The sequence below is a fragment of the Streptomyces deserti genome, from assembly GCF_054782695.1.
The window spans coordinates 90,319-112,070 of record NZ_BAAGRZ010000017.1 but is presented as its reverse complement, the minus strand read 5'-3'; the positions used below and the strand labels follow the sequence as shown (position 1 = coordinate 112,070).

Below are 21,752 nucleotides of genomic sequence, written 5' to 3'. Positions count from 1 at the left end.
AGGGTAGGGAGGGGACACGGGGGCCGGAAGCCTGATTCCCGGCCACCCACGGCATCCTCACAACAGCAGCCGCCGGACTCGGGTCACGCCTTCGGCGCCACCTTGCTCAGGCCGTTGATGATGCGGTCCATCGCGTCGCCGCCCGTCGGGTCGGTGAGATTGGCGAGGAGCTTGAGGGTGAACTTCATCAGCAGCGGGTGGGTCAGGCCGCGCTGGGTGGCGATCTGCATGACCTTCGGGTTGCCGATGAGCTTCACGAAGGCGCGGCCGAGGGTGTAGTAGCCGCCGTAGGTGTCCTTGAGGACGCGCGGGTAGTGCCGCAGGGCCGTCTCGCGCTGGGCCGGGGTGGAGCGGGCGTGGGCCTGGACGACGACGTCGGCGGCGATCTGGCCGGATTCCATGGCGTAGGCGATGCCCTCGCCGTTGAAGGGGTTCACCAGTCCGCCGGCGTCGCCCACCAGAAGCAGCCCGCGGGTGTAGTGCGGCTGTCGGTTGAAGGCCATGGGGAGCGCCGCCCCGCGAATGGGCCCGGTCATGTTGTCCGGGGTGTAGCCCCAGTCCTCGGGCATGGACGCGCACCAGGCCTTCAGCACCTCGCGCCAGTCGAGCTCCTTGAAGGAGTCGGAGGTGTTGAGCACGCCGAGGCCGACGTTCGACGTGCCGTCGCCCATGCCGAAGATCCAGCCGTAGCCGGGCAGGAGACGGTCCTCGGGCCCCCGCCGGTCCCACAACTCCAGCCACGACTCCAGGTAGTCGTCGTCATGCCTCGGGCTGGTGAAGTACGTACGGACCGCGACGCCCATCGGGCGGTCCTCGCGGCGGTGCAGGCCCATCGCCAGGGACAGGCGGGTGGAGTTGCCGTCGGCGGCCACCACCAGCGGGGCATGGAAGGTGACTTCGCGCTTCTCCTCGCCCAGCTTGGCCGTCACGCCGGTGATGCGGCCGGTGCGGTCGTCGACGATCGGGCCGGAGACGTTGCAGCGTTCGAACAGGCGGGCGCCCGCCTTCTGGGCCTGGCGAGCGAGCTGTTCGTCGAAGTCGTCGCGCTTGCGGACCAGGCCGTAGTCGGGGAAGGAGGCGAGATCCGGCCAGTCCAGCTGGAGCCGCACACCGCCGCCGATGATGCGCAGGCCCTTGTTGCGCAGCCAGCCGGCCTCCTCGGAGATGTCGATGCCCATGGCCACGAGCTGCTTCACGGCGCGGGGGGTCAGTCCGTCGCCGCAGACCTTCTCCCTCGGGAACTCGGTCTTCTCCAGCAGGAGTACATCGAGCCCGGCCCTGGCCAGGTGGTACGCGGTCGTGGAGCCGGCTGGCCCCGCGCCGACGACGATCACATCGGCGGTGTTCTCGGAGAGGGGCTCGGTCACGACACTCACGGCGGGATCTCCCCAAGTTCGAAATCTGCGTGCCGACCGGCACAGGACAGGGGCAGTCTATTCAGCGTCACCGATCACCGGCTGAAGGGCTGCCCCCGTGAACCGAGCTCTCCCCGCAGTACGGCTGCGCGTCCCCACCGACGAGGACGCCGTCGTGTGGCACCGGATCTTCGACGACCCGGAGGTCATGGAGTACCAGGGCGGCAGGGCCGCGGAGCTGTCGGTCTACGAGGAGCTCACCGCCCGCCAGCGCCGGCACGACGCCGAACGCGGCTTCTGCCTGTGGACCATGCTCGACGACTCCGGGCAGGTCATCGGCTTCACCGGTGCCCAGCCGTGGGAGTACGACTGGGGTCCCAAGGGCGAGATCGAGATCGGCTGGCGGCTCGCGCGGGCGCACTGGGGCAAGGGGTACGTCACCGCGGCCGCGCTCCAGACGCTGGAGCGGGTGCGGGCGGCGGGCGTGCCGAGCGTGGTGGCGATGGTGGCCGCCGACAACAAGAGATCCATCGCGGTCACCCAGCGGCTGGGCATGCGCCTGGCCGAGAGGTTCACGGCGCCCGCCTCACGGCGGGAGGGGCACTGCTACCACCTGGATCTGTGACTAGGGGTAACCGATTGTCACAGAACGCCACTTGGCGCTTCCGGTCGGTACGGCGCCGGAGTTACCCTGCCTGTACCGCTGGGGGTGACATCTGTGCGCATAACCCACAAAACACCCGAAGTGCGTGTACCGCGCCTGGTCGGTCTGATGGCCGTGGACGCGCGCGAGACGGCCCGGGCGCAGGGCCTGTCCCTCAACGCGCCGGACCGGCCCGACTTCCACCTCGCGGTCGTCGACTACGTCGTACGCCAGTACCCGCAGCCCGGCGCCGAGGTGCCGCGGGACTCGATGGTCTACGTGTGGTTCGACTTCGGTGAGGGGGAGGGCGGCGGGGGCGTACGCGAGCCGCGGATGCCGAGACCGCCCGGCGGTGGGCTCCAGCGGGAACTGGACGAGCCGGGCGACCCGTACGCGATGCTCAGCTCTCCTTGAAGCCCCGGTGCAGGGCCACCACCCCGCCGGTGAGGTTGCGCCAGGCCACCTTCGTCCAGCCGGCCTTCTTCAGCCGTTCGGCGAGGGCGGGCTGGTCGGGCCAGGCGCGGATGGACTCGGCGAGGTAGACGTACGCGTCGGGGTTGGAGGACACGGCCCGCGCGACCGGCGGCAGCGCGCGCATCAGGTACTCGGTGTAGACGGTCCGGAACGGCGCCCACGTCGGGTGCGAGAACTCGCAGATCACGATGCGTCCGCCGGGCCGGGTCACCCGGTGCATCTCGCGCAGGGCGGCGTCCGTGTCCTGCACGTTGCGCAGCCCGAAGGAGATGGTGACGGCGTCGAAGACGTCGTCCTTGAAGGGCAGCCGGGTCGCGTCGCCCGCCGTGAGGGGCAGCCAGGCGTGCCGCCGCTTGCCGACCTGGAGCATGCCGAGGGAGAAGTCGCAGGGGACGACGTACGCGCCGGTGCGGGCGAAGGGCAGGGAGGACGTCGCCGTACCGGCGGCCAGGTCCAGCACCTTCTGTGCCGGGCGGGCGTCGACCGCCCTGGCGACCTCCTTGCGCCACAACCGGGCCTGCCCCAGGGACAGCACGTCGTTGGTCAGGTCGTACCGGTCCGCCACGTCGTCGAACATCGAGGCGACTTCGTGCGGCTGCTTGTCCAGGGATGCGCGGGTCACGGGCCCATTCTTGCAGCACACCTGGCCGAGGCCGCTCAGCGGCGGCGGTACACCAGGCGGCCGGCGACCACCGTGGCCACACACGTACCGGCGCCCCGCTCCGCCAGCTCGTCCTCGTCCCGTACGTCGAACACGGCGAACCGGGCGGCGGACCCGCGCTCCCTCGGGGCCGCGAACTCCACCGGCCGGCCGGAGGCGTACGGGTCCAGCGCGGGGACGCCGCCGGGACGCCCGAGCCGGCCCACGACCCCCAGGCCGGAGCGGCGCACCGCGTCCCGGACGGCGCGGTTGCGCAGTTCCTCGCAGGCCGCCGCGACCGTGCCGTGCGCCAGCATCCGCTGCACCCCGCGCCGGGCGCTCGCGCCCCAGCGTGCGTCGTCGAGGGCGAGCGCGGCCAGCGCGTCGCCGGTCAGCGGCTCGGTGCCCAGCTCGTCGGCCTCGCGCGGATCCGGGTGGTACGCCTGCTCCAGCAGCTCGTTGCCGTACAGGTTGATGATTCCGGGCGTGAGGATGCCGGGCCACCTGCGCACGCGCGCGTGCGGGTACGCGGCGACGAGGTCGTCCACCAGCCCGGCGCCCACGATCCACTCTCCCTCGACGGCGAGCGCCCGGCCCCTGGAGTCGGCGTGAATCGTCAGCATGGCCGCGTCAGTTGGAGGCGAGCAGCTTCAGCTCGGGGTGTGCCGTGCCGCCCTCGATCGCCGTCGAGGAGATGTGGGAGACCACGCGGTCGTCGACGGGGTCGTTGGCCGGGTCGTCGTGGACGACCAGGTGCTCGTACGTCGTCGAGCGCTGCGCCGGCACTCGCCCCGCCTTGCGGATCAGGTCGATGATCTCCAGCCGGTTGGAGCGGTGCTTGGCGCCGGCCGACGACACGACGTTCTCCTCCAGCATGATCGAACCGAGGTCGTCGGCGCCGTAGTGCAGGGAGAGCTGGCCGACCTCCTTGCCCGTGGTCAGCCAGGAGCCCTGGATGTGGGCCACGTTGTCGAGGAACAGCCGGGCGATCGCGATCATCCGCAGGTACTCGAAGAGGGTGGCCTGGGTGCGGCCCTTCAGGTGGTTGTTCTCGGGCTGGTAGGTGTACGGGATGAAGGCGCGGAAGCCGCCCGTGCGGTCCTGGACGTCGCGGATCATCCGCAGGTGCTCGATGCGCTCGGCGTTGGTCTCACCGGTGCCCATCAGCATGGTGGACGTCGACTCCACGCCCAGCCGGTGCGCGATCTCCATGATCTCCAGCCAGCGCTCGCCGGACTCCTTCAGCGGCGCGATGGCCTTGCGGGGCCGCTCGGGCAGGAGTTCGGCGCCGGCGCCGGCGAAGGAGTCCAGCCCGGCGTCGCGGATGCGGGTGATGGCCTCCTCGACGCTCACGCCGGAGATCCGGGCCATGTGCTCGACCTCGCTCGCCCCCAGGCTGTGGATGACGAGCTGCGGGAACTCCTTCTTGATGGCGGCGAAGTGCTTCTCGTAGTACTCGACGCCGAAGTCCGGGTGGTGGCCGCCCTGGAACATGATCTGGGTGCCGCCCAGCTCGACGGTCTCGGCGCAGCGGCGCAGGATGTCGTCCAGGTCGCGCGTCCAGCCCTTGGCGGTGTCCTTGGGGGCGGCGTAGAAGGCGCAGAACCTGCACGCCGTGACGCACACGTTCGTGTAGTTGATGTTGCGCTCGATGATGTACGTCGCGATGTGCTCGGTGCCCGCGTACCGGCGGCGGCGTACGGCGTCGGCGGCGGCGCCCAGCGCGTGCAGCGGGGCGTCGCGGTAGAGGACGAGAGCCTCTTCGGGGGTGATCCGCCCACCGGCGGCGGCACGGTCGAGGACGGGCTGAAGGTCGGCCTTCTCGGTCACCGGCGTCCCTTTCGCAGGATTCGTCAGGGCTGTGGACGGACCGAACCAGCCTACGCCAGCCGTTTTGCCGTACCGACGCGCGGTCACCGCTCCGGGGTGCGGAACTCCAGTGGGTCGCCGAGTCGCGCGAGTGACCCGGTCGCCCGTCGCAGGGCGGAGACACGCGCGCGTTCGCCGGGAAGCACGAATCCGAGGTCGCCGCTGATCCAGACGTCGGAGACGACGGGGTGTGGCTAGACGCCCGCGTACGCGCCGGCCAGGAGGCCGAGGTAGGCGCCCGCGATGAGGAACGGCCCGAACGGGATGGCCGTCTTGCGCCCGGCCTTGCGGGCGACGACGAGGGCGCCGCCGTACAGCGCCCCGAGCAGGAACCCGGCGAATGTGCCGAGCAGCACCGTCGGCCAGCCGTACCAGCCGAGCACGGCCCCGGCCCCGAGGGCGAGTTTCACGTCGCCGAAGCCCATGCCGGCGGGGTTGATGAGGAACAGCACGAAGTAGCCGGCGCCGAGGGCGAGGGCGCCCAGCAGGGCGGTCGTCCACTGCCCGGCGTGCTCGGGCACGAGCGCGGTGAGGCCGAGCAGGGCGAGCGCGGCGCCGGCGAGCGGGAGGGTCAGAGGGTCGGGCAGCCGTCGTACCCGGAAGTCGACGACCGTCAGCAGCACGCCGACGGGTGCCAGCAGCAGCCAGACGCCCAGTTCGGGCCGGGTTCCGGTGGCGGCGGCGAGGGCCGCGCAGACGAGGGCGGTGGCGGTGGCGAGCGGCCAGGCGCCGGGGCCGTACGCGGATCCCGGTGCCGCGCACCGGTCGCAACGGGCCGGCCCCAACCAGCCCTTGACGGCATGCCCGCCCGGGCACGCGTCCCGCCACGGCTCCCCGGACGGGGCGGAGAAGCGGTAGGCGGCACGGGGCAGCAGCGTGCCCGCCGCCGCGCCCCACAGCGCGGCGGCGACGATCAGCGGCAGGTCGCTCATCCCACGGCCGCGACGCCGTCGCGCCACGTGGGCAGCAGCTCGTCGAGCAGTGCCTCGGTGCGCGGCGGCAGACCGCGGGCCCCGCTGCGGCCGATGAGGTCGGCGGCGAGGGCGGTGAGCCGGGAGGTGTCGCCGGTGGCGTGGGTGGCGCGCAGCAGCTCGTTCCACAGGCGCTCGTCGGCGGGGGCCGTGCGCAGGGCCGCGTCGAGGGCCTCGATGGCCTTCTCCGCGCGGTTCTTCTCCATGTGGAACTCGGCGAGGGCGAGCCCGGTGTCCGCGACGAGCAGCGGGAGCTGGGCGTCGATGATCTCGTGGGTGAGCCACCGGTAGCGGCCCTCGGGCCGGTCGGCGAGCAGCGGCCCGCGGACGAGGACGAGCGCGTCCGTGAGCAACCGCCCCCGCACGGCACGGCTGTCGACGCCCTTGCCCTGGGTGGCCTCGTAGTACAGGGAGCGCAGCACGTCCAGGTCGGAGACGACGGACTTGGCGAGGGTGAGCCGCCCGGTGGCGTCGGCGCGGAGCCGGGGGCTGCCGTCGGGGTCGGTGCCCAGCCAGGCGCGCAGCCGGTCGAGGAGGGCGTCCCGTACGTCGTCGGTGACGCCGCGCGGCCACAGCGCGGAGGACAGCACGCGCGGGTGCACGCCCTCGCGGTGCAGCAGCAGCAGGGCGAGCGCCTCGTGGAGCAGCGCGCTGCGCTCCCCGTCCGGGGTGTCCAGCCCGATGATCTCGTACGGCCCGACCAGGCGGGCGTAGACGGCGGGCCGCCCCTGCTCGCTGATGTCGACGAGGAACGGCGGGGTGTTGACCGGCCCGTCGGGGCCCTGCTCGGGGTCGGCCTGGACGAACAGCTCGACCACGGCCCGCTGTTGGGCGGCGGGCAGCAGCTGGGCGTCGAGCTCCAGCCCGAGCAGGGGCGCGAGCAGCTTGCCCTCGCTGGTGATCTCCATCTCCCAGGCGGCGCCGGGCAGATCGCCGGTCTCGGTGCCGACGAGGTAGCCGATGCCGAGGCGGCTCGCGTCGGCGGCGAGTTCGGCGAGCTTGACGGCGTCCTCGGCGGAGGGCTGGGCGGCGAGCAGGACGAGGTGCGGGGCCCAACGGGTGTGCTGGGCCGGGCCGGTACGCCCGGTGAGCACGGAGTCGTGCCCGGCGGCCCCGAGCGCCCCGCGCCGCTGCCGCGTCTCGGCCTCCATGGTCTCGATGAGGGCCTCGGTGTCCTCCAGGTGCCGGATCCGGTTGGGGGCGAGCGGAGTCAGGTCCTGCCCGAAGCCGACGAGCGTGATGGTCATGCGGTCCGACCAGCCGTTGGTGGCCAACTCGGCGGCTACGGAGGCGAACACGGCGGCCCGGTCGGCCTCGCGCCCGGCGAGGGAGACGATCCCCGGCACCGACTCCAGGTTGAGCAGCAGTCGTGAGTCGTCCATGGTGCCGAGGCTGACGAGCCCGGGATACGGGGCCGCGGTGTCGACGTCCTCGTACCGCTCGGCGTCGGTCTTCGCGAGCATCCAGAACGTCTGGTCCTGGCCGAGCTGCCAGGGCGCGGGCGGCTTTCCGGCGGGCTGGGCGAGCTGGAGGTGCAGGTCGCCGTTGCTCAGCCATGCCGCGTACACGGTCGGCAGCGGCCGTGACTCGGCGGCGAGGGAGGCGGCGAGCCCGCGCAGCGACCGGTCGAGCAGGCGTACGCCCTCGGGGTCGGCGCCGACCAGCAGCGCGTCCTGGACGTCCTGGGCGTCCCCGGTCGGCCTGGGCGGTTCCATCCCGCGCCGGCCACCGCCGAACGACCCGAGCGCCGACTGCCACAGCGCCTGCCGGCGCCGGTGGCCGAGGGCGCCGAGGAGACCGGCGGCCAGCAGGGGCGCGCCGAGGAGGGCCTCGGGCAGCCCGAAGGAGTGGGACTCGCTCTGCTGGGACGTGGCGTGCTGGTGGCCGGTGTCGGGGGCGGGGCGCTGCTCGGGGAGGGAGACGTGGGAGGCGCCTCCGCCGGCGTGCTCGTGGCCGCCGCCGCCCTGGGCGCCGCCACCCTGGGCGCCACCGCCGCCCTGCGCGTGATCCCCGGTCTGGGCGTAGTCGTGGATCTGCTGCTGCACTTCGGGGGACACGTCGGGCGCCTCGTCGGGCATCTCCACGAGTTCCCCGCCGCGCGCGTCGCCCGGCATCTCCATGATCCAGCCGGGCCGGATGAGGCTGGCCTCGGACAGCCGGGACCCGTCCGGCTGGATCCGGTCCTTGTTGAGCTCGAAGATCTCCTTGTACCGGCGCCCGTCACCCAGGTGCCGCTCGGCGATCTCCCACAGGGAGTCGTGGTGGCGGCCCTCGGGCGGCTGGATCCGGTAGTACTTCGTGTCGCCCTTCTTGGCGGTGCTGCCGGCGTCGGCGTGGGCGGCCGCGTGGGAGGCCTGCTCGGCGAGGGCGGCGGCGGTGTCCGCGGCCTGTTCCTGCTGCTGCGCGAACAGGCCCGGGGTCTGCTGGGCCGCGGCGACGGCCGGCTTGTGGTTGGCGTCGTAGCCCTGCCCGAGCTGCGACAGCCCCGGCGCGAAACTGGCGGCCGTGGCGCCGACGAGCAGCAGCGCGGCGACGAGCTGCCGCGCGAGCAGCTGGCTGGGTCCGGCGCCCGGCACCCGCCCCGGCACGCCGACACCGGACAGCGCGGCCTTCATCTCGACGAGCACGCAGGCGGTGAACTGGGCCCAGGCGAACCAGACCACGACCGTGAGGGTGTTCAGGAACGTCTCGACGGTGACGGGCCGCTGGAGCCAGTCGAGACTCGGCGCCCCGCTCGGCAGCGGCCAGCCGATCTGCGTGGCCAGCGCGAGAGGCACACCGACGAGGAGAACGACCAGGGCGACGAAGGCGAGGAACGCCTTCACGAAGTCCCCGAACGAACGCCGCCGCACGCGCACCGGCTGCGGTGTCCGGTTCCTCGGGGCCGTCGTCCCCGTCGTGCTTCCCGTCGAGCTTGACGAGCTTGAGGTGCGGCGTCGCGGCATGGCGGGTGTCCTGGTCGTGTGTGGAGGAAGGTGAGCCGGGTGACTTCAGCGACTTCTGTGAGGGGTGTGCTGAGCCTACAGAGATCTTATTTACTCGTATGGACACCGTCGATGTCGCCCTGGACGCACCGGCTGCGCGGCAGGCGGGGGCCGGCTGGTCTCCGGCAAGTCGATGCAGGTGTCCCGGTAAATGCGCCAACTCCGGGCGCTGCCGCACCCGTTCGCTCACCACCCGCCGGATGAGTCCTCCCGGGACACCGGCCGTACGTCGAACTCGCACCACGACTCCGGCACCTTGATGGGGAGACCCCCGCGCTCGACCGTGAGCGGCTCTATGTGGCGGGCCATGACGCCGGACTCCCCCATCGACTCGATATCCCGTACCGAAACCGATCCGTTGTACGGTGCCGGTCAGCGCAGGAGAGACAGTCGGGGGACGGACAGATGGGCAAGGGCAAGAGCGACCTCTCACTGCCGCTGAGCGAGCTGGAGGGCTTCGGTCGGCGGCTGCGTTCCATCAAGACCCGTCTGAACCACACCAAGAAGATGTTCGAGTCGTACAGGGACGACATCGGTGACGGCAGCGTCAACGACGCCCTCGACGATTTCGAGTCCAACTGGGAGGACGGCCGTGAGGACATCACGCAGCAGCTCGACGCCCTCGCCGACATGTCGGATGCCGTCGTCCGCGAATTCACCAAGCTCGACGACGAACTCACCAAGAAGGTCAACGACGCGATGAAGACCGAGGACAAGCGGGGCGGCAAGGAAAGCAAGGGCGGCGGGAACAAGTGAAAGGCCCCGGATCCGGGGATCCGGGACCTACGGCACGTGTGTGATCAGTGCGTGGCGGCGGCGTGGAGGTGCACGTCCGCCGAGACGCCCGCGGGCGACACGGCGGCGCCGACACCGCCACCGACACAGAGGGCGCCGGCCTCGACGTAGAGACCGGCAGCGGCGGCCGCACCGGCGTCGATGCCGACGGCCCCGCCACCCGCCTGGCCGCCGGAAATGCTGTCCAGGTCAGCGTCGGAGATTTCGGTCGTTTCGACGTTGGGCACGAGGTTCATGGCGCGCCTTTCCCTTCGTATCAATCATTCGCGATGACGGCGGAGTTCACCTGATTCCCGGAAGCGGAATCATGACCGGCGATCTGCGCCCACCGATCAAAGCACGCAGGAGAACAGGCAGCCAGTCGCCCGATGCCCTATTGCGGTCTCCCGCCACCGCTGAATTCATCAGTGTGGAAACGTGGTCACCATCCGGGCCCGTTCCTTCACACGATCTGCCGGATTCGCAGTGCCGCAGAACCGTGGCCGGCGGGTTCCGATGCCGTCCCATCCCCGTACACCGGGCTGCGGACGACCACTCGGTGAACTGTGTGCAGGTCCGCAGGATTTTCCGGGTCGGCCGGGGACTGAACCCTCCTTGCGACCGCCTTCGGCGTCAGTTCGCCGGGGAACCGCGCGGTCGGGCGTCGTCGCTACCGAGCACCAGCACCCAGGGCTGTGCCCAGGGCCGACAGGAACGCGGTTCGGTCACGGGTGGCGATCGTCAGGGCCTCGCCCCGGCGCGTGGCGATGACGACGCTGTCCATGCCCATGGGGACGCTCCAACCTCCACCCACGAGGCGCGGGTTGCCGAGGTCGGTGGCGCGCAGACCCGGGAGCGGTGCGTCGATGGCTCCCGCAGAGGCCGCATAGCGCTGGGCTACGCCCGGTACGGCCTGCTGGGATGCCGCGTGGACGGACGTGGGATCGATGTCCGCGAGGGCAATCCGCTCCCGTCCGACCCGCAGGGTCTGGCTGTCGATCTGGACGCGGTTGAAGAAGTACTTCGACAGCGGGACCGCGTTGAAGGGCAGGTAGACCAAGACGAGGAACATGGCCGACAGGCCGAGCCAGAGACCGAACTCGTCGGGCAGGGTACCGACAGCCATGGCGGCGACACCGGCCACGTAGAGGACGGTCGTGATCGATATCCACCCCTTTGGGATCTTCTCTCCATAGAACATGGAGAAGTGGGTTCCTCTCGGATTCGGTTCAGCGATTCAGCGACTCGGCGTTCAGCGGTTCACCGACTGGATCTCCTGAACCGTCACGTCCTGCGTCGTGCCGAAGGTGCCGTCCGGGAGGTCGCCGCCCTCACCCGTCGTGCTCGTCCAGCTGATCTTCCAGGTGACCGTGGCCTTCAGCGGGTACGCGCCGTCGCCGTCGGTCGAGCGCAGGTAGGTCACCCCGCAGGGCGGGGTCCGGTCGGCCTTGCCCTTCGCGTACGGTTCGCCGATGCTGCCGTCGGCGTTGATCTCGCAGTCTCCGGACGCGGGGTAGGTCTCGGCGTAGCTCGTGCCCGGGTCGATGTGCAGGGAGACCGGCTCGGCGATGGTGGTCGCCGACAGGCCCGTACCGGGCAGGCTCGCCGTCACCGAGAGCTTCTTGAACCTGGCCCTGTCCAGCCAGATCCAGGTGGGCAGGTTGACGGTCGACGTGCCCGTCGGCGCCATCTCGATCTCCGTGTCGGGGACGGGGAGTTCGTCGTAGGCGTACTCGGCGAGCACCTGCGGGGTGAGGGCGAGGGGCTCGTCGGGGGTGTCGCCGTTGTCGACCCAGAAGGGGGGCTTGTCGCAGGAGTTGGCTTCGGGGTCGTCCTTGCGGTTCGGGTTCTTGACCGCTGCCCAGAACATTCCCTCGCCCTGCTTGTCGAGGTTGTAGTTCTTGTACGGGTGCCCGTCCTTGTAGCGGTGGTCCAGTGAGTCCCCGACCATGGCCCCGACTCCGGGCAGAACCCCATCGATACTCCGCAGGAGCTTCACCGTGGTCTCGATCTCCTTGGGGGAGAACGCGGGCTCGTACCAGCAGGCGGGTGGTGTCCAATTGCTGTTCGACGGTGACAGCGTTCCGGACTTGGACGAACGGGAGCCGCCGTCCATGGTGACCCTGACCTTGGTCTCCGCCCTGATGACACCGTCGTCGGCAGAGCCGTTCGCGTCACCCTCGTAGCCGCCGCTCTCCCCGCCGCCGCGTCCGCCACCAGCCGTCGCCGGGGTCGGTACGGCTGCCACGGCGACGGCGAGCGCCGACGCGGTGACGACACGCAGCACAGTCGTACGACGCATCACATGCACCTCTTGGCAGCCTCCGTGGACGTGACACTGGTGGTCTGCCACACGCCCTTGGCGTTCTTCTCCAGGAGGGTGTTGTAGAAGACGTAGTCGCTCGGGGACGCCTTGACCGACCTGTCGACCTTGCCGGTCTTACGGTCCTTCGGGTAGGTCTGCGTCGCGTCCATGCAGTACGTGACCGCGGCGGCACCGTCCTTGAGGAACGTGACCTCGCGGTCGTAGTAGCGGGTCTTGCCGGTGAAGCTTCGGCCGTCGTCGTAGAAGGACTTGATGTACGAGGCCGCCGACAGCAAGGCGTCGTCCTTGGAGTAGAACGCGAGGGCGGGGTGTTTCGGAGCGTCGACGGTGATCGCCTCGTCGATGGAGTTGATGCGCCTCTCGTTGTCGGCCAGGACCGCGTCCTTCTTCGCGTCACCGGTCTGCGTGTCCTCGAAGACGTTCACCACGTCCTTGGGCAGCTTGATCTCCGGCCGTTCAATGGTGTCGGCCGTGGCGGACGTCGACGGCTTGGCGGAGGACGAGCCGGTGTCCGCCCCGGCGATCTTGTCGGAGCCGGAGTCCTGGGAGTCGCCACCACCGCAGCCGGCCAGCAGCAGCGCCACCGCCGCGGTCAGGGCGGCCGTGGCCGCCGTGGTCGTGCGTGTGCGCATGGGGTTGTACCTCCGTGGGGGGAATACGTGCTGAGGGAAAGGGAGGAGAAGAGGGGTCCGGCGTCTCAGCCCACCTCGTTCTCCGCCACCGCCTGCCCGCGAACGACCACGTCCCCGCCGTAGAACATCCCGGTGAACACCGGCGAGTACGTCAGCTGGACCTCGACCTGTACCTGCTGGGCGTTCGCCGCCACGCAGTGGGTTCCCGCGATGTCCGCGCCGGACATGTCCATCTCACGGGCGAAGGCCTTCACCCGGGCGTCGCAGTTCTCGAAGTTGATCGGCGCGGGGCCGTTCTCGTTCTCGTAGAGGTCTTCCCGGTCGATGTCCTGGGCGGCGTACCGGGCCGCCTGTTCCGCGATGTCGGCGGCGCGCTCCCGCTTGGAGATGGACAGGCCGCCGTCGATCACGAACGCCGACAGGGAGAGGAAGACGAGCGCGAAGATGATGACCGCGCCGGCGCCCGAGCCGCGGTCGTCGAGACGGGCCCGGCGGGACTCCAGCCAGGTGCCCAGGACCGCGGCCATGGCAGGCCTTCTCATCTGCCTCACCCGGCCTTCCGCTTGTACGGATCCAGCGGAGCGGTGAACGACCCCGACATCCGCGTCCGGATGTCCAGGCCCAGCATCCCCAGGCCCCGCACCTCGCAGCTCACCTCGACCGTGAAGAGGTCGGCGTCGGCGAAGCCCGCGCTGGTCTTGGTCACGGACACCGGGCCGACGCAGACATCCGTCAAGTTGGCCTCGGCCGCCTTGCGCGCCTCCGCCATGGCGTTGCCGACGTCCCACTGGAGCGATCCGGCCCGGGCCGCGTCGCGTGCCGCGCCGTCGATCGCTCCGCGTCCGTCCACCATCTGGCCGAAGGCGACCAGGACGAGGATGAAGAGGATCATCACCGGGGCGAGGATCACGACCTCGATCGCGGACAGACCCCGGTCGTCGTCCCAGGATCGGCGCGACCGGCCCTCCTTCAACGACCGGCCCTCCTTCAGCGACCGGCGGACCTTCAGTGAGCAGCGGTCCCTCAGCGACCGGCCCTCCTCCAGCGACCGGCCGTCCTGCAACGACCAGCGGTCCCTCGGGAAGGACAGAGACATCAGTTCTCCCCCTCCCTCACGAACCTCTCCACCGGCCCCACCGACTGGGCGTGCACCGTCAGATCCAGCCCGGGGAACACCGTCGGCACCCGTGCCGTGATCTCCACGCCCACCGTGTTCTGCTCCGGCTGGAGCATCGCCACGTCCGGGGCCAGCACCAGCTTGGGGCCGAGCTGGTTGATGTAGCTGTCGACCACGTCCCGTGCCTCGCCCCGCCAGGCGCCCGGGTTCTCGTCGGCCATGGCACGGGCCTTGCGTGCGCCGGCCTGGGCCGCCGCCTGGGCGATGTGGTCGGCGAAGAAGTACAGCGCGAACTGCACCGTGGCGAAGATCATGAAGAACAGGACCGGGGTGAGCAGCACGAACTCGATCGCGGTCATGCCGGAGTCGCCGCGGGCGGCCGCCGCCTTCCGCGCGGCCTCCACCCTGCGGCGTGCCCATCTGCCGACGCCCACGTGCAACCCCGTCAACCCCGTTGTCCGTACGACGCTCAGCAGGTGCCGCTCTGGTTGGCGCCGTTGATGCAGTTCTCGACCTTCTCGGCGCCGCCCTCCAGGGCGCGGTTGATGATCGCGGCCACGACGCCGACGATCGCCACGACGACCGCGGAGATGATGACCCACTCGACCGCGGAGGCACCGCGGTCCAGTTCGCCGGAGCGGGCCCGCTCCACGCGGCCCTGCAGGAAGACGACCAGGAAGTCCACCGCCGGGATGCCGGTGTGGAAGTTCCGTCCGTTCATGGGAGTTGTCCTCTCGACTCAGCTGAGACTCGCTGAAGCGCGCTCAAACACGCTGGATTCTGGGCAGTCGGTACCGGAAGCAGCTGTCACACCTGGAACACCCGCATCGCCGCCGGGTAGATCAGGAACACCAGGAAGCCGGCGCACAGCAGCAGCTGGGCGACGAGCATCGACTGGGACTTCTCGCCCGCGCTGCCCTCGATCTCGGCGAGTTCGCGGTGCCGCATGGTCTCCGCGCGGGAGGCCAGCGACTCGCGGACCTTCGCACCGTCGTCGGCGACCAGGGCCAGGGAGGCGGAGAGGTCCTTGAGCTCCTCGACGCCCAGTTCCTCGCCGAGCTGCCCCAGCGCCTGCCACTGGCTGACGCCGGTGATGCGGGCGTCGGACAGGGCGTTCTTGATCCGCTGGTTCGCCCAGCCGTCGGAGATCTCGGCCGCCGCCATCAGGGCCTCGGGCAGGCCGCGGCCGCCGGCGAGGCTCATCGACACCAGGTCCAGGTACGCGCCGATCACCCGCCGCAGGTCGCGCCGCTTCTCGGCCGCGTCCCGCCGTACCTCCAGGTCGGGCAGGAAGAAGAAGAGGGCCGCGCACACCAGCGCCAGCCACACCGGGATGATCGGGCCGCTGCCGAAGCCCAGCGTCCACACGACCGCGAACAGCAACGGGCCGAAGAACAGGCCCGCCGCGCCCAGCAGCACCTTCGTCGCCAGGAAGTTCTCCCAGCTGCGTTCCAGCACCGCGAGGTCGGCGCGCAGCGAGCGCTGCTCCCAGCCCTGCTGGAGGTAGAACTCGGCGACCCGGGCGCCGACTTCGGCCCGCAGCGAGCCGAAGCGGCCGGTGTCCTTCGCCGTGCGCGCCGACTCGTACGCCGCCCCGCGCGCCCGCATCGCGTCGATACGGGCGACCTGCGCGATCGCGCTGCGCTTGCCGGGCATCAGGGCGCGGACGAGGACGTAGACGCCGAGGCCGATGATGGCGCCGACGACGACCGGCATCGTCAGGTCGTTCACCGTCGTACCCCTTCTTCATGCTGGACCGGCTGGGCCGGCGTACGGGGACGGACGAACCGGACCGCCGCCTCGTCCCGGACCAGGAAACGTTCGGGCGTCTCGATGGTGGACAGCTTGCGCAGCCACCAGAAGCCGAGTGCGAACAGGCCGCAGACACAGGCCAGGACGAGCTGGCCGACGGCGGTGCCGTACGGCTCCACGAACTCCCGGTTGAAGATGGACAGGCCGAGGACGAAGGCGACCGACACCGCGACCACGATCTGGACGGAGCGGCGCGTGGAGGCCCGCTGGGCCATCACGCGCTGGCGCATGTCGACCTCTTCACGCGCCGACTTGGCCAGCGCTCCGAGGACCTGGCGCAGACCCGGGCCACGCAGGCGGGCGTTGAGGATCAGCGCCGCGACGATGATGTCGGCGGACGCGTCGTCGATCTCGTCGGCGAGCTGCTGGAGCGCTTCGGGCAGCGGCGTACGGGCGCGCAGGCGGTCGACCAGGGCGTCCAGGTGCGGGCGCAGGACCGGGGCCGCCGCGCGGGCGGACGCCGGGATGGCCTGCTCCAGGCCCACCGCGCCGGCGATGGTGTCGCGCAGCGACTCCGTCCAGGAGGCCAGGGCCTCCACGCGGCGCATGGCGGCACGCTCCTCCGCGGCGCCGCCGAAGAGCCGGTCCCAGAAGAAGACGAGGACACCGGCCGCGATGCCGGCCACCGCCCAACGGGTGAGGAGCAGGACGACGAGCCCGACGATCGCCGCGAGCGAGCCGCGCTGCCCGGCGAACCGGATGAGCTCGCTCGCCCGCTCGGCCGCCTTCTGCTTCTCGTGCTCGGGCTTGGCCGGCAGGCCGCGTACGGCGACGATGAGCAGGGCGAGCCCGCCGCCCACGGCGACACCGCAGGCGAGCCCGTACAGGACCGTGGTGGAGAACAGGCCGCCCATGGAACCGAGCGAGCCGACCGCGGCGAGTGTCGTGGTCACCGGGTCACCCCCACGTTCCGCTGGGCCGGTAACCGTGTGCCATCAGGTCCTCCAGGCAGGCTAGGGGGGCGTGCGGCACCACCCGGCCGTCGGGCGTCTCCGCGAACACCTCGCTGGACAGCACGCGTCCGTCGACGCCGTTGACCTCGCGTACGGAGGTGACCATGCGCTGGAGGCGGCCGCCGCTCTGGTAGTTGTTGCGCCGCTGGATGAAGACGACGAAGTTCACCGCACCCGCGATCAGCATCTGGCTGGCCTCGATGGGCAGCCGCTCCGCCGCCTGCAGCGCGTACGTCGAAATGCGGTTGAAGACCTCGTGCGAGCTGTTGGCGTGGATCGTGGACAGCGAGCCGTCGTTGCCCTGCGACATCGCGTTCAGCATGGTCACGATCTCGTCGCCGAGCACCTCACCGACGATGACGCGGGAGGGGTTCATACGCAGGGAACGCCGCACCAGCTCCGCCATCGAAATGGCGCCTTGGCCCTCGGAGTTGGGCAGGCGTTCCTCGAAGGCGACGACGTTGGGGTGGAGGTCGGGGAAGGTGTCGAGCCCGAGCTCCAGCGCACGCTCCACGGTGATCAGACGCTCGTGCGGCGGGATCTCGTTGGCGAGGGCGCGGAGCAGGGTCGTCTTACCGGCGTTCGTGGCGCCCGCGATCATGATGTTCTTGCGGGCGCGGACCGCGCAGGCGAGGAAGTGCCCGAGCTCGGGCGTCAGGGTGCCGTTGCCGACGAGGTCGGAGATGAACACCTTGCCCATACGGGCCCGGCGGATGGAGAGCGCCGGTCGCCTGGCGACGTCCATGACGGCCGACAGACGCGAACCGTCCGGCAGCCGCAGGTCCAGCTGGGGGTTGGCGGAGTCGAAGGGCCGGGACGACAGACCCGAGTACGCGCCGAGCACCTGGATGAGCTCGATGAGCTCCTCGTCGGTCTCGGCGACGGGTTCGCCGCGGACCTCACGCCCGTCCGAATAGCCGACGAAGACCTGGTCGCACCCGTTGATGTCGATGTTCTCGACCTCGGGGTCGTCGAGCAGCGGCTGGAGGCGGCCGACCCCGAACAGCGCCGCGTGCACGGCGGCCGCGTACTGCTCCTCGGTCTCGGCGTCGAGGGGCGTACGGCCGGCGTTGATCTCGGCGCGTGCGTACTCCTCGAGTATCTGGGCTATGACGGCCCGCGCGTACTGCCGCTCGTCCTCCGTCGACATCGGCGTGACGCCGTTGACCTGGTCCAGGCGGCGCTGTTCGGCGATGCGGTCGCCGGCCTCCTGGCGGAACCGCTTGACCAGCTGGTGGTCGACAGCGGTCATGCGCCGGCCCCCGCGTGGCCGTTCATGTGGCCCTGCTGGGCCTGCGCGGACATGGTCCAGGCGGCGCCGTACTGCTGGTACAGGTCGGCGGTGACCTTGCGGGCCGAGCGGATGAGCAGCGACTTGTCGAGACGGCCGCGCTTGCGCCCGGCCAACTGGTCGGCGCCGGCGGGGTCGTCGGCGAGGGTGCCCACCACGCGTGCGCCGGTCTGGGCGTGCACGAGCATGTCGTTGACCTGGGAGGCGAGCTTGCCGGCGGTGCCCGGGTCGGCGATCAGGACGACGCCGATGAGCGGGGTCCCGAGGCTCGCGGCGCCGCGCGGGCCGCCGTGCAGCTTGTTGGCGAGCGCGGCGGCACGGTCGCGCACCCGCGCGATGGCCTCCGGCTCGGTACGCGAGATCAGCAGTACGAGGGCGGCGTGCGGGAACAGCTCCACGGCCGGGGTGTCCCCGCTGATGCGGCCGCAGTCGGCGATGACGTCGGCGGGCGCGTGCGGGGAGTCGGCGAGCGAGGCGAAGGCGTGGCCGAGGGTCGGCCACAGCCCGGCGAGCCCGGCGGCCTGCTCGGCGATACCGAGCCCGACGAGCACCTCCAGCCCGCCGCTGAGCGGCTGGACGTGGTCCCACAGCTGGTCGGGCACGAGCCCGCGCCGGGCGGTGGCGGCGATGGACAGCATCCCGGTGTTCGGGTTGAGCGGCCCGCCGTGCGCGGCGGCACTGCGGTAGACGAGGTCACCGCCCGCCGGGTCCGTCTCGGCGAGCAGGACGCGCCGCGGCCAGACCGCCGCGAGGGCGACGGCCGCGGTGGTGACGCCGGGGGAACCCTTGTCGGCGGCGAGAGCGATGAGCGCCATGGGTGTGTGGCTGCCTTCAGTTACTGGTGCCGGAGACGAGGACGATGCTCACTTCGCCGTTGGAGGCGGCCTGGGTCAGCTCGGCGGCCTTGTCGGCGTCGACGGTCAGCGTGATCCCCAGGTTCGTGCTGCTGACGAGCTCGTCGCCCTTCTCCGGCGGCACGTAGCTGACGCGCGCCTGGTCGACGATGAGCGCGTTGCCGCCGGACGCCGAGGAGGAGCTGCTGCCGGAGCTGGAGCCGGAGTTGGAGCTGGAGCCGGAGTCGCTGCTGACGCGGTAGGCGGCGACGACGTCCCCGATCTTCAGCCCGCTCGGGTACTGACCGGCCTTGAGGGAGAGACCGACCGTGGCCTTGCCCGCGGCGACGCCCGCCTCCTCACCGAACATCTCCCCGACGGCGACGGCGCCGGCCGGGATGGTGGTGACGGCCTTCAGCTTCTTCAGGCCCTCCAGCTGGTTCCACTTGATGTAGTGGATGCTGCTGTCCTCGGCGACCATCACCGACGTCACGTTGCTGTCGGTGACCGAACCGCCCACGGGGATCTGCTGTGTGACCTTCACGACCTCGATCCGGTCACCGGCCTGCAGCACGAGCATGGTGGCACCGAGCGCACCGACCAGAATCAGCAGCACCGCCAGCGCGGCCAGTGCCGGTTTGCGCTCGCGAGGCGGTGTGGGAAGCCGGTCACCGACCGACGGCTGAGCCGGAGCGGCGGAACGACCTGCGCCCGCCCCCGTACGCTCTTGGATCTTCACGCAACCGCTCCCCGTACACCCAAGAAATTGTCTGCCAATTGGGACACTTCGCACTTCTCGGTCTGTTCAACACAGCGCCTGAGCTGGCCGGTTAGCCAGCGCCGAAGTGAGTGTCAAGCCATGGCACCGTATCAGCCGCACATAAGCCCCTCAAGACGCGTCGGGCCTCACGGAGCCCGCCGCTCACAGCGTTATTCATCTGCAACTTCCGGGCCTCTCCGCCTCGTTGGAGAGGGCCGTGCAGCGGCCTCCCGACTGTGCGCGAGCGAATCGGCCGCCGGTGCGGCACGGTGCCGCCGGCGCGGTCTTCATCACAGTCCGGTCATGATGCCCGCACGAATCGCCCACGAAGGGGGGCGGTGGCCATGCCATGATCTTCGCTGATCTTCGCTCGGATCAGCGACGGGGACGACCGGGGCACGGGGACACGGGGACACGGGGACACGGGGACACAGGGATACGGGGACACGGGGACACGGGGTGCTTCAGCGGTGACGGGCAGGCGGACGGGACTTCTGCCGGTGAGCGGGGCGGTACTGGCGTCCGACCCGAGGGTCAGGGAGGCGGTCGGCGCGATCGGCGTGCGGTACGGCGCCGACTACACGGACGACGCGGCGGTGACCGCGCTGCTGGAGGAGCGGCGGCGGGCGGTTGAGGCGGTGCAGCGCGGCCCGCTGCAGTGGCTGACCGCGCTGGCGGTGATGGTCGGCGTCGTCCTGCTGATGCCGGTACCCGCGTTCGCCACGCACCGATCCGCGGCGCTGGGCCTCGCAGGAGCGCTCTTCATCGCCGCTGTGGCCCTTGCCCTGCACCTGCGCAACCGCTGGAAGCGCGAGCTGACCCACCCCGCTCTCACCGGTTACCGCCAAGTCCTGGGCACGGCCCGGGCCCACGGCATCTCGCTCACCCACGTACCGGCGTGGCTGGAGGGCCGTTCGGCGAGCGGCGGCGGCAAGGGCGCGACGCCGATTCCGTCGTATCCGGCGGTGGAGCCGGTGCCGCCGGCGGAGCCGCTGCCGGATCAGCAGGTGACCCCCGGGTCCGTACCGCCGAAGCACCCCGTCGCCGCACCGCCGAAGCCCGCCATCGCCGTACCGCCGAAGCCCCCGGCGGTCGACGCCTACGAGCGGATCGCCGACGCAGGCGGCTGGCACGACGAGGCCGGCTGCCTGCTGGTGTTCGCCGGTGCGGGCGGCGCGATCTGGGCCGCGACCTCGGACAACCCCCTGGGCTACGGCACCCTGGTCCTCGTCCCGCTCGCGATCGCCGTCTGGCTGGCGGGCAGCCGCCAGGGCAACGAGAAGGAGCGGCTGCGGGCGGAGGCGGTGGCGTACGTCCGGGCTGTCGCGGACGCTCAGGCGGCCGGGGCTCGGGTGCCCGAACTGCCGCCTGCGCTGAAGCCGTTGGTCGACGAGTAGCCCAGGCGCGGCTTGATCTTCCCCCTTTCGAACCTTTCCGTACGACCCAGGAGCTCCCCATGAAGCGCGCCGCCCTGGCCGCCACCGCCCTGTCCCTGCTGTCCCTCACCACGCTCACCGCGTGCGGCGGCGACGCGGACCCGGACAAGGCGACCGGTGAGCCGAGGCCCACCACTTCCGGGGCGAAACAGGTGACGCCGGCCGAACGGCTGGCGAAGCTCATGATCACGAAGGCCGACCTCTCCGGCCCTGACGTGACTCCCACCTCCAGTGAGGACGACGAGTACGCCTTCGCCAAGTCCCCGGACGACATGACCGTGGACAAGCCCGCCTGCACCCCGCTGGCCTACGCGATGAACCAGTTCCCCCTCGGCGAGTCGCAGGCCGACCTGACCCATTACGCCTCGGAAGGCCTCGGCAACGGGTTCACGTACATCACGCTCGCGACGTACGACGACCCCGGCAAGGCCGAATCGGCGTTCGCCGGACTGTCCGAAGCCGTGGACGCGTGCGGCGGCGGTTTCACCGCGAAGGCGAACGGCACGAGCACGATCGGCTCCGTCACGGCCGAGAAGCCCGTGGCGCCGGCCGGAGACGAGTCCCTCGGCTTCCGCTCCACGCTGACGTCCCGGGGCGTCACCCACGCCATGCACGCCCAGGCCGTTCGCAGCGGTGACGTGGTCGCCGTCTACTTCTCGGTGAACGGCTCGGCCATGGCCGCCGGAAGGCCGAGCGACATGAAGCTGCCGCCGGAGGTGGTGAAGGCGCAGAACGCGAAACTGGGCTGAACCGCCTCCCCTGCCGGTACCAGTCCCTTCCCGCGCTCCCCCACGCCCCATGCGGGGAGCTCTCCAGGTCATCGGCCACGAGGGCGCCCCACCCCGCCGGACGGGCTGTTTCGCACTAGCGAACCGCCAGTAG

General features: G+C 71.0%; 25 protein-coding genes. 5 read left to right on the top strand and 20 right to left on the bottom strand.

The window, feature by feature from the left end:
* Positions 1 to 83: 83 nt before the first annotated feature.
* Positions 84 to 1,376, bottom strand: coding sequence for a geranylgeranyl reductase family protein (locus ACYVMZ_RS25605; protein WP_461083513.1), 1,293 nt, complete (start codon positions 1,374 to 1,376; stop codon positions 84 to 86).
* 97 nt (positions 1,377 to 1,473) lie between these two features.
* Between ACYVMZ_RS25605 and ACYVMZ_RS25600 the strand changes: the two genes are divergently transcribed.
* Both ACYVMZ_RS25600 and ACYVMZ_RS25595 read left to right on the top strand, forming a co-directional pair.
* On the top strand, positions 1,474 to 1,980 hold the full coding sequence (locus ACYVMZ_RS25600) for a GNAT family N-acetyltransferase (RefSeq protein WP_461083511.1): 507 nt from the start codon (positions 1,474 to 1,476) through the stop codon (positions 1,978 to 1,980).
* A gap of 120 nt (positions 1,981 to 2,100) precedes the next feature.
* On the top strand, positions 2,101 to 2,412 hold the full coding sequence (locus ACYVMZ_RS25595; RefSeq protein WP_461083509.1) for a PASTA domain-containing protein: 312 nt from the start codon (positions 2,101 to 2,103) through the stop codon (positions 2,410 to 2,412).
* Here ACYVMZ_RS25595 and ACYVMZ_RS25590 read toward each other — a convergent pair.
* The 6 genes from ACYVMZ_RS25590 to ACYVMZ_RS25565 all read right to left on the bottom strand — a co-directional run bounded on the left by ACYVMZ_RS25590 (position 2,399) and on the right by ACYVMZ_RS25565 (position 9,245).
* Positions 2,399 to 3,094, bottom strand: a complete 696-nt coding sequence (locus tag ACYVMZ_RS25590; protein ID WP_461083507.1) for a demethylmenaquinone methyltransferase — start codon at positions 3,092 to 3,094, stop codon at positions 2,399 to 2,401. The genes ACYVMZ_RS25595 and ACYVMZ_RS25590 overlap by 14 nt on opposite strands.
* Positions 3,095 to 3,129: 35 nt before the next feature.
* Positions 3,130 to 3,735 carry a hypothetical protein gene (locus tag ACYVMZ_RS25585; RefSeq protein ID WP_461083505.1) on the bottom strand — a complete coding sequence of 202 codons (606 nt, stop codon included), beginning with the start codon at positions 3,733 to 3,735 and terminating at the stop codon, positions 3,130 to 3,132.
* Positions 3,736 to 3,742: 7 nt separating this feature from the next.
* Positions 3,743 to 4,942: a cyclic dehypoxanthinyl futalosine synthase gene (gene mqnC, locus ACYVMZ_RS25580; protein WP_461083503.1), complete on the bottom strand. Its 1,200-nt coding sequence runs from the start codon at positions 4,940 to 4,942 to the stop codon at positions 3,743 to 3,745.
* A 233-nt stretch (positions 4,943 to 5,175) separates the two neighbouring features.
* On the bottom strand, positions 5,176 to 5,913 hold the full coding sequence (locus tag ACYVMZ_RS25575) for a prepilin peptidase (RefSeq protein WP_461083501.1): 738 nt from the start codon (positions 5,911 to 5,913) through the stop codon (positions 5,176 to 5,178).
* Entirely contained in the window at positions 5,910 to 8,897 is a 2,988-nt protein-coding gene (locus ACYVMZ_RS25570) for a BTAD domain-containing putative transcriptional regulator (protein WP_461083499.1), read from the bottom strand. Before ACYVMZ_RS25570 ends, ACYVMZ_RS25575 begins: the two co-directional genes overlap by 4 nt.
* A 225-nt stretch (positions 8,898 to 9,122) precedes the next feature.
* Positions 9,123 to 9,245, bottom strand: a complete 123-nt coding sequence (locus ACYVMZ_RS25565) for a hypothetical protein (protein ID WP_461083625.1) — start codon at positions 9,243 to 9,245, stop codon at positions 9,123 to 9,125.
* A gap of 96 nt (positions 9,246 to 9,341) precedes the next feature.
* On the opposite strand from ACYVMZ_RS25565, the gene ACYVMZ_RS25560 reads away from it, so the two are divergent.
* Positions 9,342 to 9,692 (top strand): hypothetical protein, encoded by a 351-nt coding sequence (locus ACYVMZ_RS25560; RefSeq protein WP_461083497.1) that lies wholly within the window; start codon positions 9,342 to 9,344, stop codon positions 9,690 to 9,692.
* 44 nt (positions 9,693 to 9,736) lie between these two features.
* Here the strand turns inward: ACYVMZ_RS25560 and ACYVMZ_RS25555 are convergent, their stop codons facing one another.
* The 13 genes from ACYVMZ_RS25555 to ACYVMZ_RS25495 form a co-directional block, all read right to left on the bottom strand.
* Positions 9,737 to 9,967 carry a hypothetical protein gene (locus ACYVMZ_RS25555; protein ID WP_461083495.1) on the bottom strand — a complete coding sequence of 77 codons (231 nt, stop codon included), beginning with the start codon at positions 9,965 to 9,967 and terminating at the stop codon, positions 9,737 to 9,739.
* 413 nt (positions 9,968 to 10,380) lie between these two features.
* On the bottom strand, positions 10,381 to 10,836 hold the full coding sequence (locus tag ACYVMZ_RS25550) for a hypothetical protein (protein WP_461083493.1): 456 nt from the start codon (positions 10,834 to 10,836) through the stop codon (positions 10,381 to 10,383).
* A 126-nt stretch (positions 10,837 to 10,962) separates the two neighbouring features.
* On the bottom strand, positions 10,963 to 12,012 hold the full coding sequence (locus ACYVMZ_RS25545; protein WP_461083491.1) for a hypothetical protein: 1,050 nt from the start codon (positions 12,010 to 12,012) through the stop codon (positions 10,963 to 10,965).
* Positions 12,012 to 12,668: a hypothetical protein gene (locus ACYVMZ_RS25540; RefSeq protein WP_461083489.1), complete on the bottom strand. Its 657-nt coding sequence runs from the start codon at positions 12,666 to 12,668 to the stop codon at positions 12,012 to 12,014. Before ACYVMZ_RS25540 ends, ACYVMZ_RS25545 begins: the two co-directional genes overlap by 1 nt.
* Positions 12,669 to 12,733: 65 nt before the next feature.
* Positions 12,734 to 13,195 (bottom strand): TadE/TadG family type IV pilus assembly protein, encoded by a 462-nt coding sequence (locus tag ACYVMZ_RS25535; RefSeq protein ID WP_461083487.1) that lies wholly within the window; start codon positions 13,193 to 13,195, stop codon positions 12,734 to 12,736.
* A gap of 20 nt (positions 13,196 to 13,215) precedes the next feature.
* On the bottom strand, positions 13,216 to 13,641 hold the full coding sequence (locus tag ACYVMZ_RS25530; protein WP_461083619.1) for a TadE/TadG family type IV pilus assembly protein: 426 nt from the start codon (positions 13,639 to 13,641) through the stop codon (positions 13,216 to 13,218).
* A gap of 122 nt (positions 13,642 to 13,763) precedes the next feature.
* Positions 13,764 to 14,225 (bottom strand): TadE family protein, encoded by a 462-nt coding sequence (locus tag ACYVMZ_RS25525; RefSeq protein ID WP_461083617.1) that lies wholly within the window; start codon positions 14,223 to 14,225, stop codon positions 13,764 to 13,766.
* Between the two features lie 29 nt (positions 14,226 to 14,254).
* Positions 14,255 to 14,506: a hypothetical protein gene (locus ACYVMZ_RS25520; RefSeq protein WP_086600464.1), complete on the bottom strand. Its 252-nt coding sequence runs from the start codon at positions 14,504 to 14,506 to the stop codon at positions 14,255 to 14,257.
* Positions 14,507 to 14,592: 86 nt separating this feature from the next.
* Positions 14,593 to 15,501 carry a type II secretion system F family protein gene (locus tag ACYVMZ_RS25515; RefSeq protein WP_461083615.1) on the bottom strand — a complete coding sequence of 303 codons (909 nt, stop codon included), beginning with the start codon at positions 15,499 to 15,501 and terminating at the stop codon, positions 14,593 to 14,595.
* Positions 15,502 to 15,512: 11 nt separating this feature from the next.
* Complete coding sequence (locus tag ACYVMZ_RS25510; protein WP_461083613.1) at positions 15,513 to 16,451, bottom strand: type II secretion system F family protein; 939 nt, start codon at positions 16,449 to 16,451, stop codon at positions 15,513 to 15,515.
* A gap of 43 nt (positions 16,452 to 16,494) precedes the next feature.
* Positions 16,495 to 17,802 carry a CpaF family protein gene (locus tag ACYVMZ_RS25505; RefSeq protein ID WP_461083485.1) on the bottom strand — a complete coding sequence of 436 codons (1,308 nt, stop codon included), beginning with the start codon at positions 17,800 to 17,802 and terminating at the stop codon, positions 16,495 to 16,497.
* Complete coding sequence (locus ACYVMZ_RS25500) at positions 17,799 to 18,656, bottom strand: hypothetical protein (RefSeq protein WP_461083483.1); 858 nt, start codon at positions 18,654 to 18,656, stop codon at positions 17,799 to 17,801. Before ACYVMZ_RS25500 ends, ACYVMZ_RS25505 begins: the two co-directional genes overlap by 4 nt.
* 16 nt (positions 18,657 to 18,672) lie before the next feature.
* Positions 18,673 to 19,413 (bottom strand): hypothetical protein, encoded by a 741-nt coding sequence (locus ACYVMZ_RS25495; RefSeq protein ID WP_461083481.1) that lies wholly within the window; start codon positions 19,411 to 19,413, stop codon positions 18,673 to 18,675.
* A 521-nt stretch (positions 19,414 to 19,934) separates the two neighbouring features.
* Here ACYVMZ_RS25495 and ACYVMZ_RS25490 point away from each other — a divergent pair.
* Both ACYVMZ_RS25490 and ACYVMZ_RS25485 read left to right on the top strand, forming a co-directional pair.
* Complete coding sequence (locus ACYVMZ_RS25490) at positions 19,935 to 20,831, top strand: hypothetical protein (RefSeq protein WP_461083479.1); 897 nt, start codon at positions 19,935 to 19,937, stop codon at positions 20,829 to 20,831.
* 59 nt (positions 20,832 to 20,890) lie between these two features.
* Positions 20,891 to 21,619, top strand: a complete 729-nt coding sequence (locus ACYVMZ_RS25485) for a hypothetical protein (protein ID WP_461083477.1) — start codon at positions 20,891 to 20,893, stop codon at positions 21,617 to 21,619.
* The last annotated feature ends 133 nt before the right edge of the window (positions 21,620 to 21,752 follow it).

Bases quoted from the DNA above. Each gene is read 5' to 3' on its own strand.
- ACYVMZ_RS25540 (WP_461083489.1), bottom strand. From the start codon at position 12,668: ATGCGCACACGCACGACCACGGCGGCCACGGCCGCCCTGACCGCGGCG.
- ACYVMZ_RS25585 (WP_461083505.1), bottom strand. From the start codon at position 3,735: ATGCTGACGATTCACGCCGACTCCAGGGGCCGGGCGCTCGCCGTCGAG.
- ACYVMZ_RS25570 (WP_461083499.1), bottom strand. From the start codon at position 8,897: ATGCCGCGACGCCGCACCTCAAGCTCGTCAAGCTCGACGGGAAGCACG.
- ACYVMZ_RS25500 (WP_461083483.1), bottom strand. From the start codon at position 18,656: ATGGCGCTCATCGCTCTCGCCGCCGACAAGGGTTCCCCCGGCGTCACC.
- ACYVMZ_RS25560 (WP_461083497.1), top strand. From the start codon at position 9,342: ATGGGCAAGGGCAAGAGCGACCTCTCACTGCCGCTGAGCGAGCTGGAG.
- ACYVMZ_RS25515 (WP_461083615.1), bottom strand. From the start codon at position 15,501: ATGCCGGTCGTCGTCGGCGCCATCATCGGCCTCGGCGTCTACGTCCTC.
- ACYVMZ_RS25510 (WP_461083613.1), bottom strand. From the start codon at position 16,451: ATGGGCGGCCTGTTCTCCACCACGGTCCTGTACGGGCTCGCCTGCGGT.
- ACYVMZ_RS25545 (WP_461083491.1), bottom strand. From the start codon at position 12,012: ATGCGTCGTACGACTGTGCTGCGTGTCGTCACCGCGTCGGCGCTCGCC.
- ACYVMZ_RS25555 (WP_461083495.1), bottom strand. From the start codon at position 9,967: ATGAACCTCGTGCCCAACGTCGAAACGACCGAAATCTCCGACGCTGAC.
- ACYVMZ_RS25520 (WP_086600464.1), bottom strand. From the start codon at position 14,506: ATGAACGGACGGAACTTCCACACCGGCATCCCGGCGGTGGACTTCCTG.
- ACYVMZ_RS25535 (WP_461083487.1), bottom strand. From the start codon at position 13,195: ATGGCCGCGGTCCTGGGCACCTGGCTGGAGTCCCGCCGGGCCCGTCTC.
- ACYVMZ_RS25505 (WP_461083485.1), bottom strand. From the start codon at position 17,802: ATGACCGCTGTCGACCACCAGCTGGTCAAGCGGTTCCGCCAGGAGGCC.
- ACYVMZ_RS25550 (WP_461083493.1), bottom strand. From the start codon at position 10,836: ATGGCTGTCGGTACCCTGCCCGACGAGTTCGGTCTCTGGCTCGGCCTG.
- ACYVMZ_RS25485 (WP_461083477.1), top strand. From the start codon at position 20,891: ATGAAGCGCGCCGCCCTGGCCGCCACCGCCCTGTCCCTGCTGTCCCTC.
- ACYVMZ_RS25575 (WP_461083501.1), bottom strand. From the start codon at position 5,913: ATGAGCGACCTGCCGCTGATCGTCGCCGCCGCGCTGTGGGGCGCGGCG.
- ACYVMZ_RS25565 (WP_461083625.1), bottom strand. From the start codon at position 9,245: ATGGCCCGCCACATAGAGCCGCTCACGGTCGAGCGCGGGGGTCTCCCC.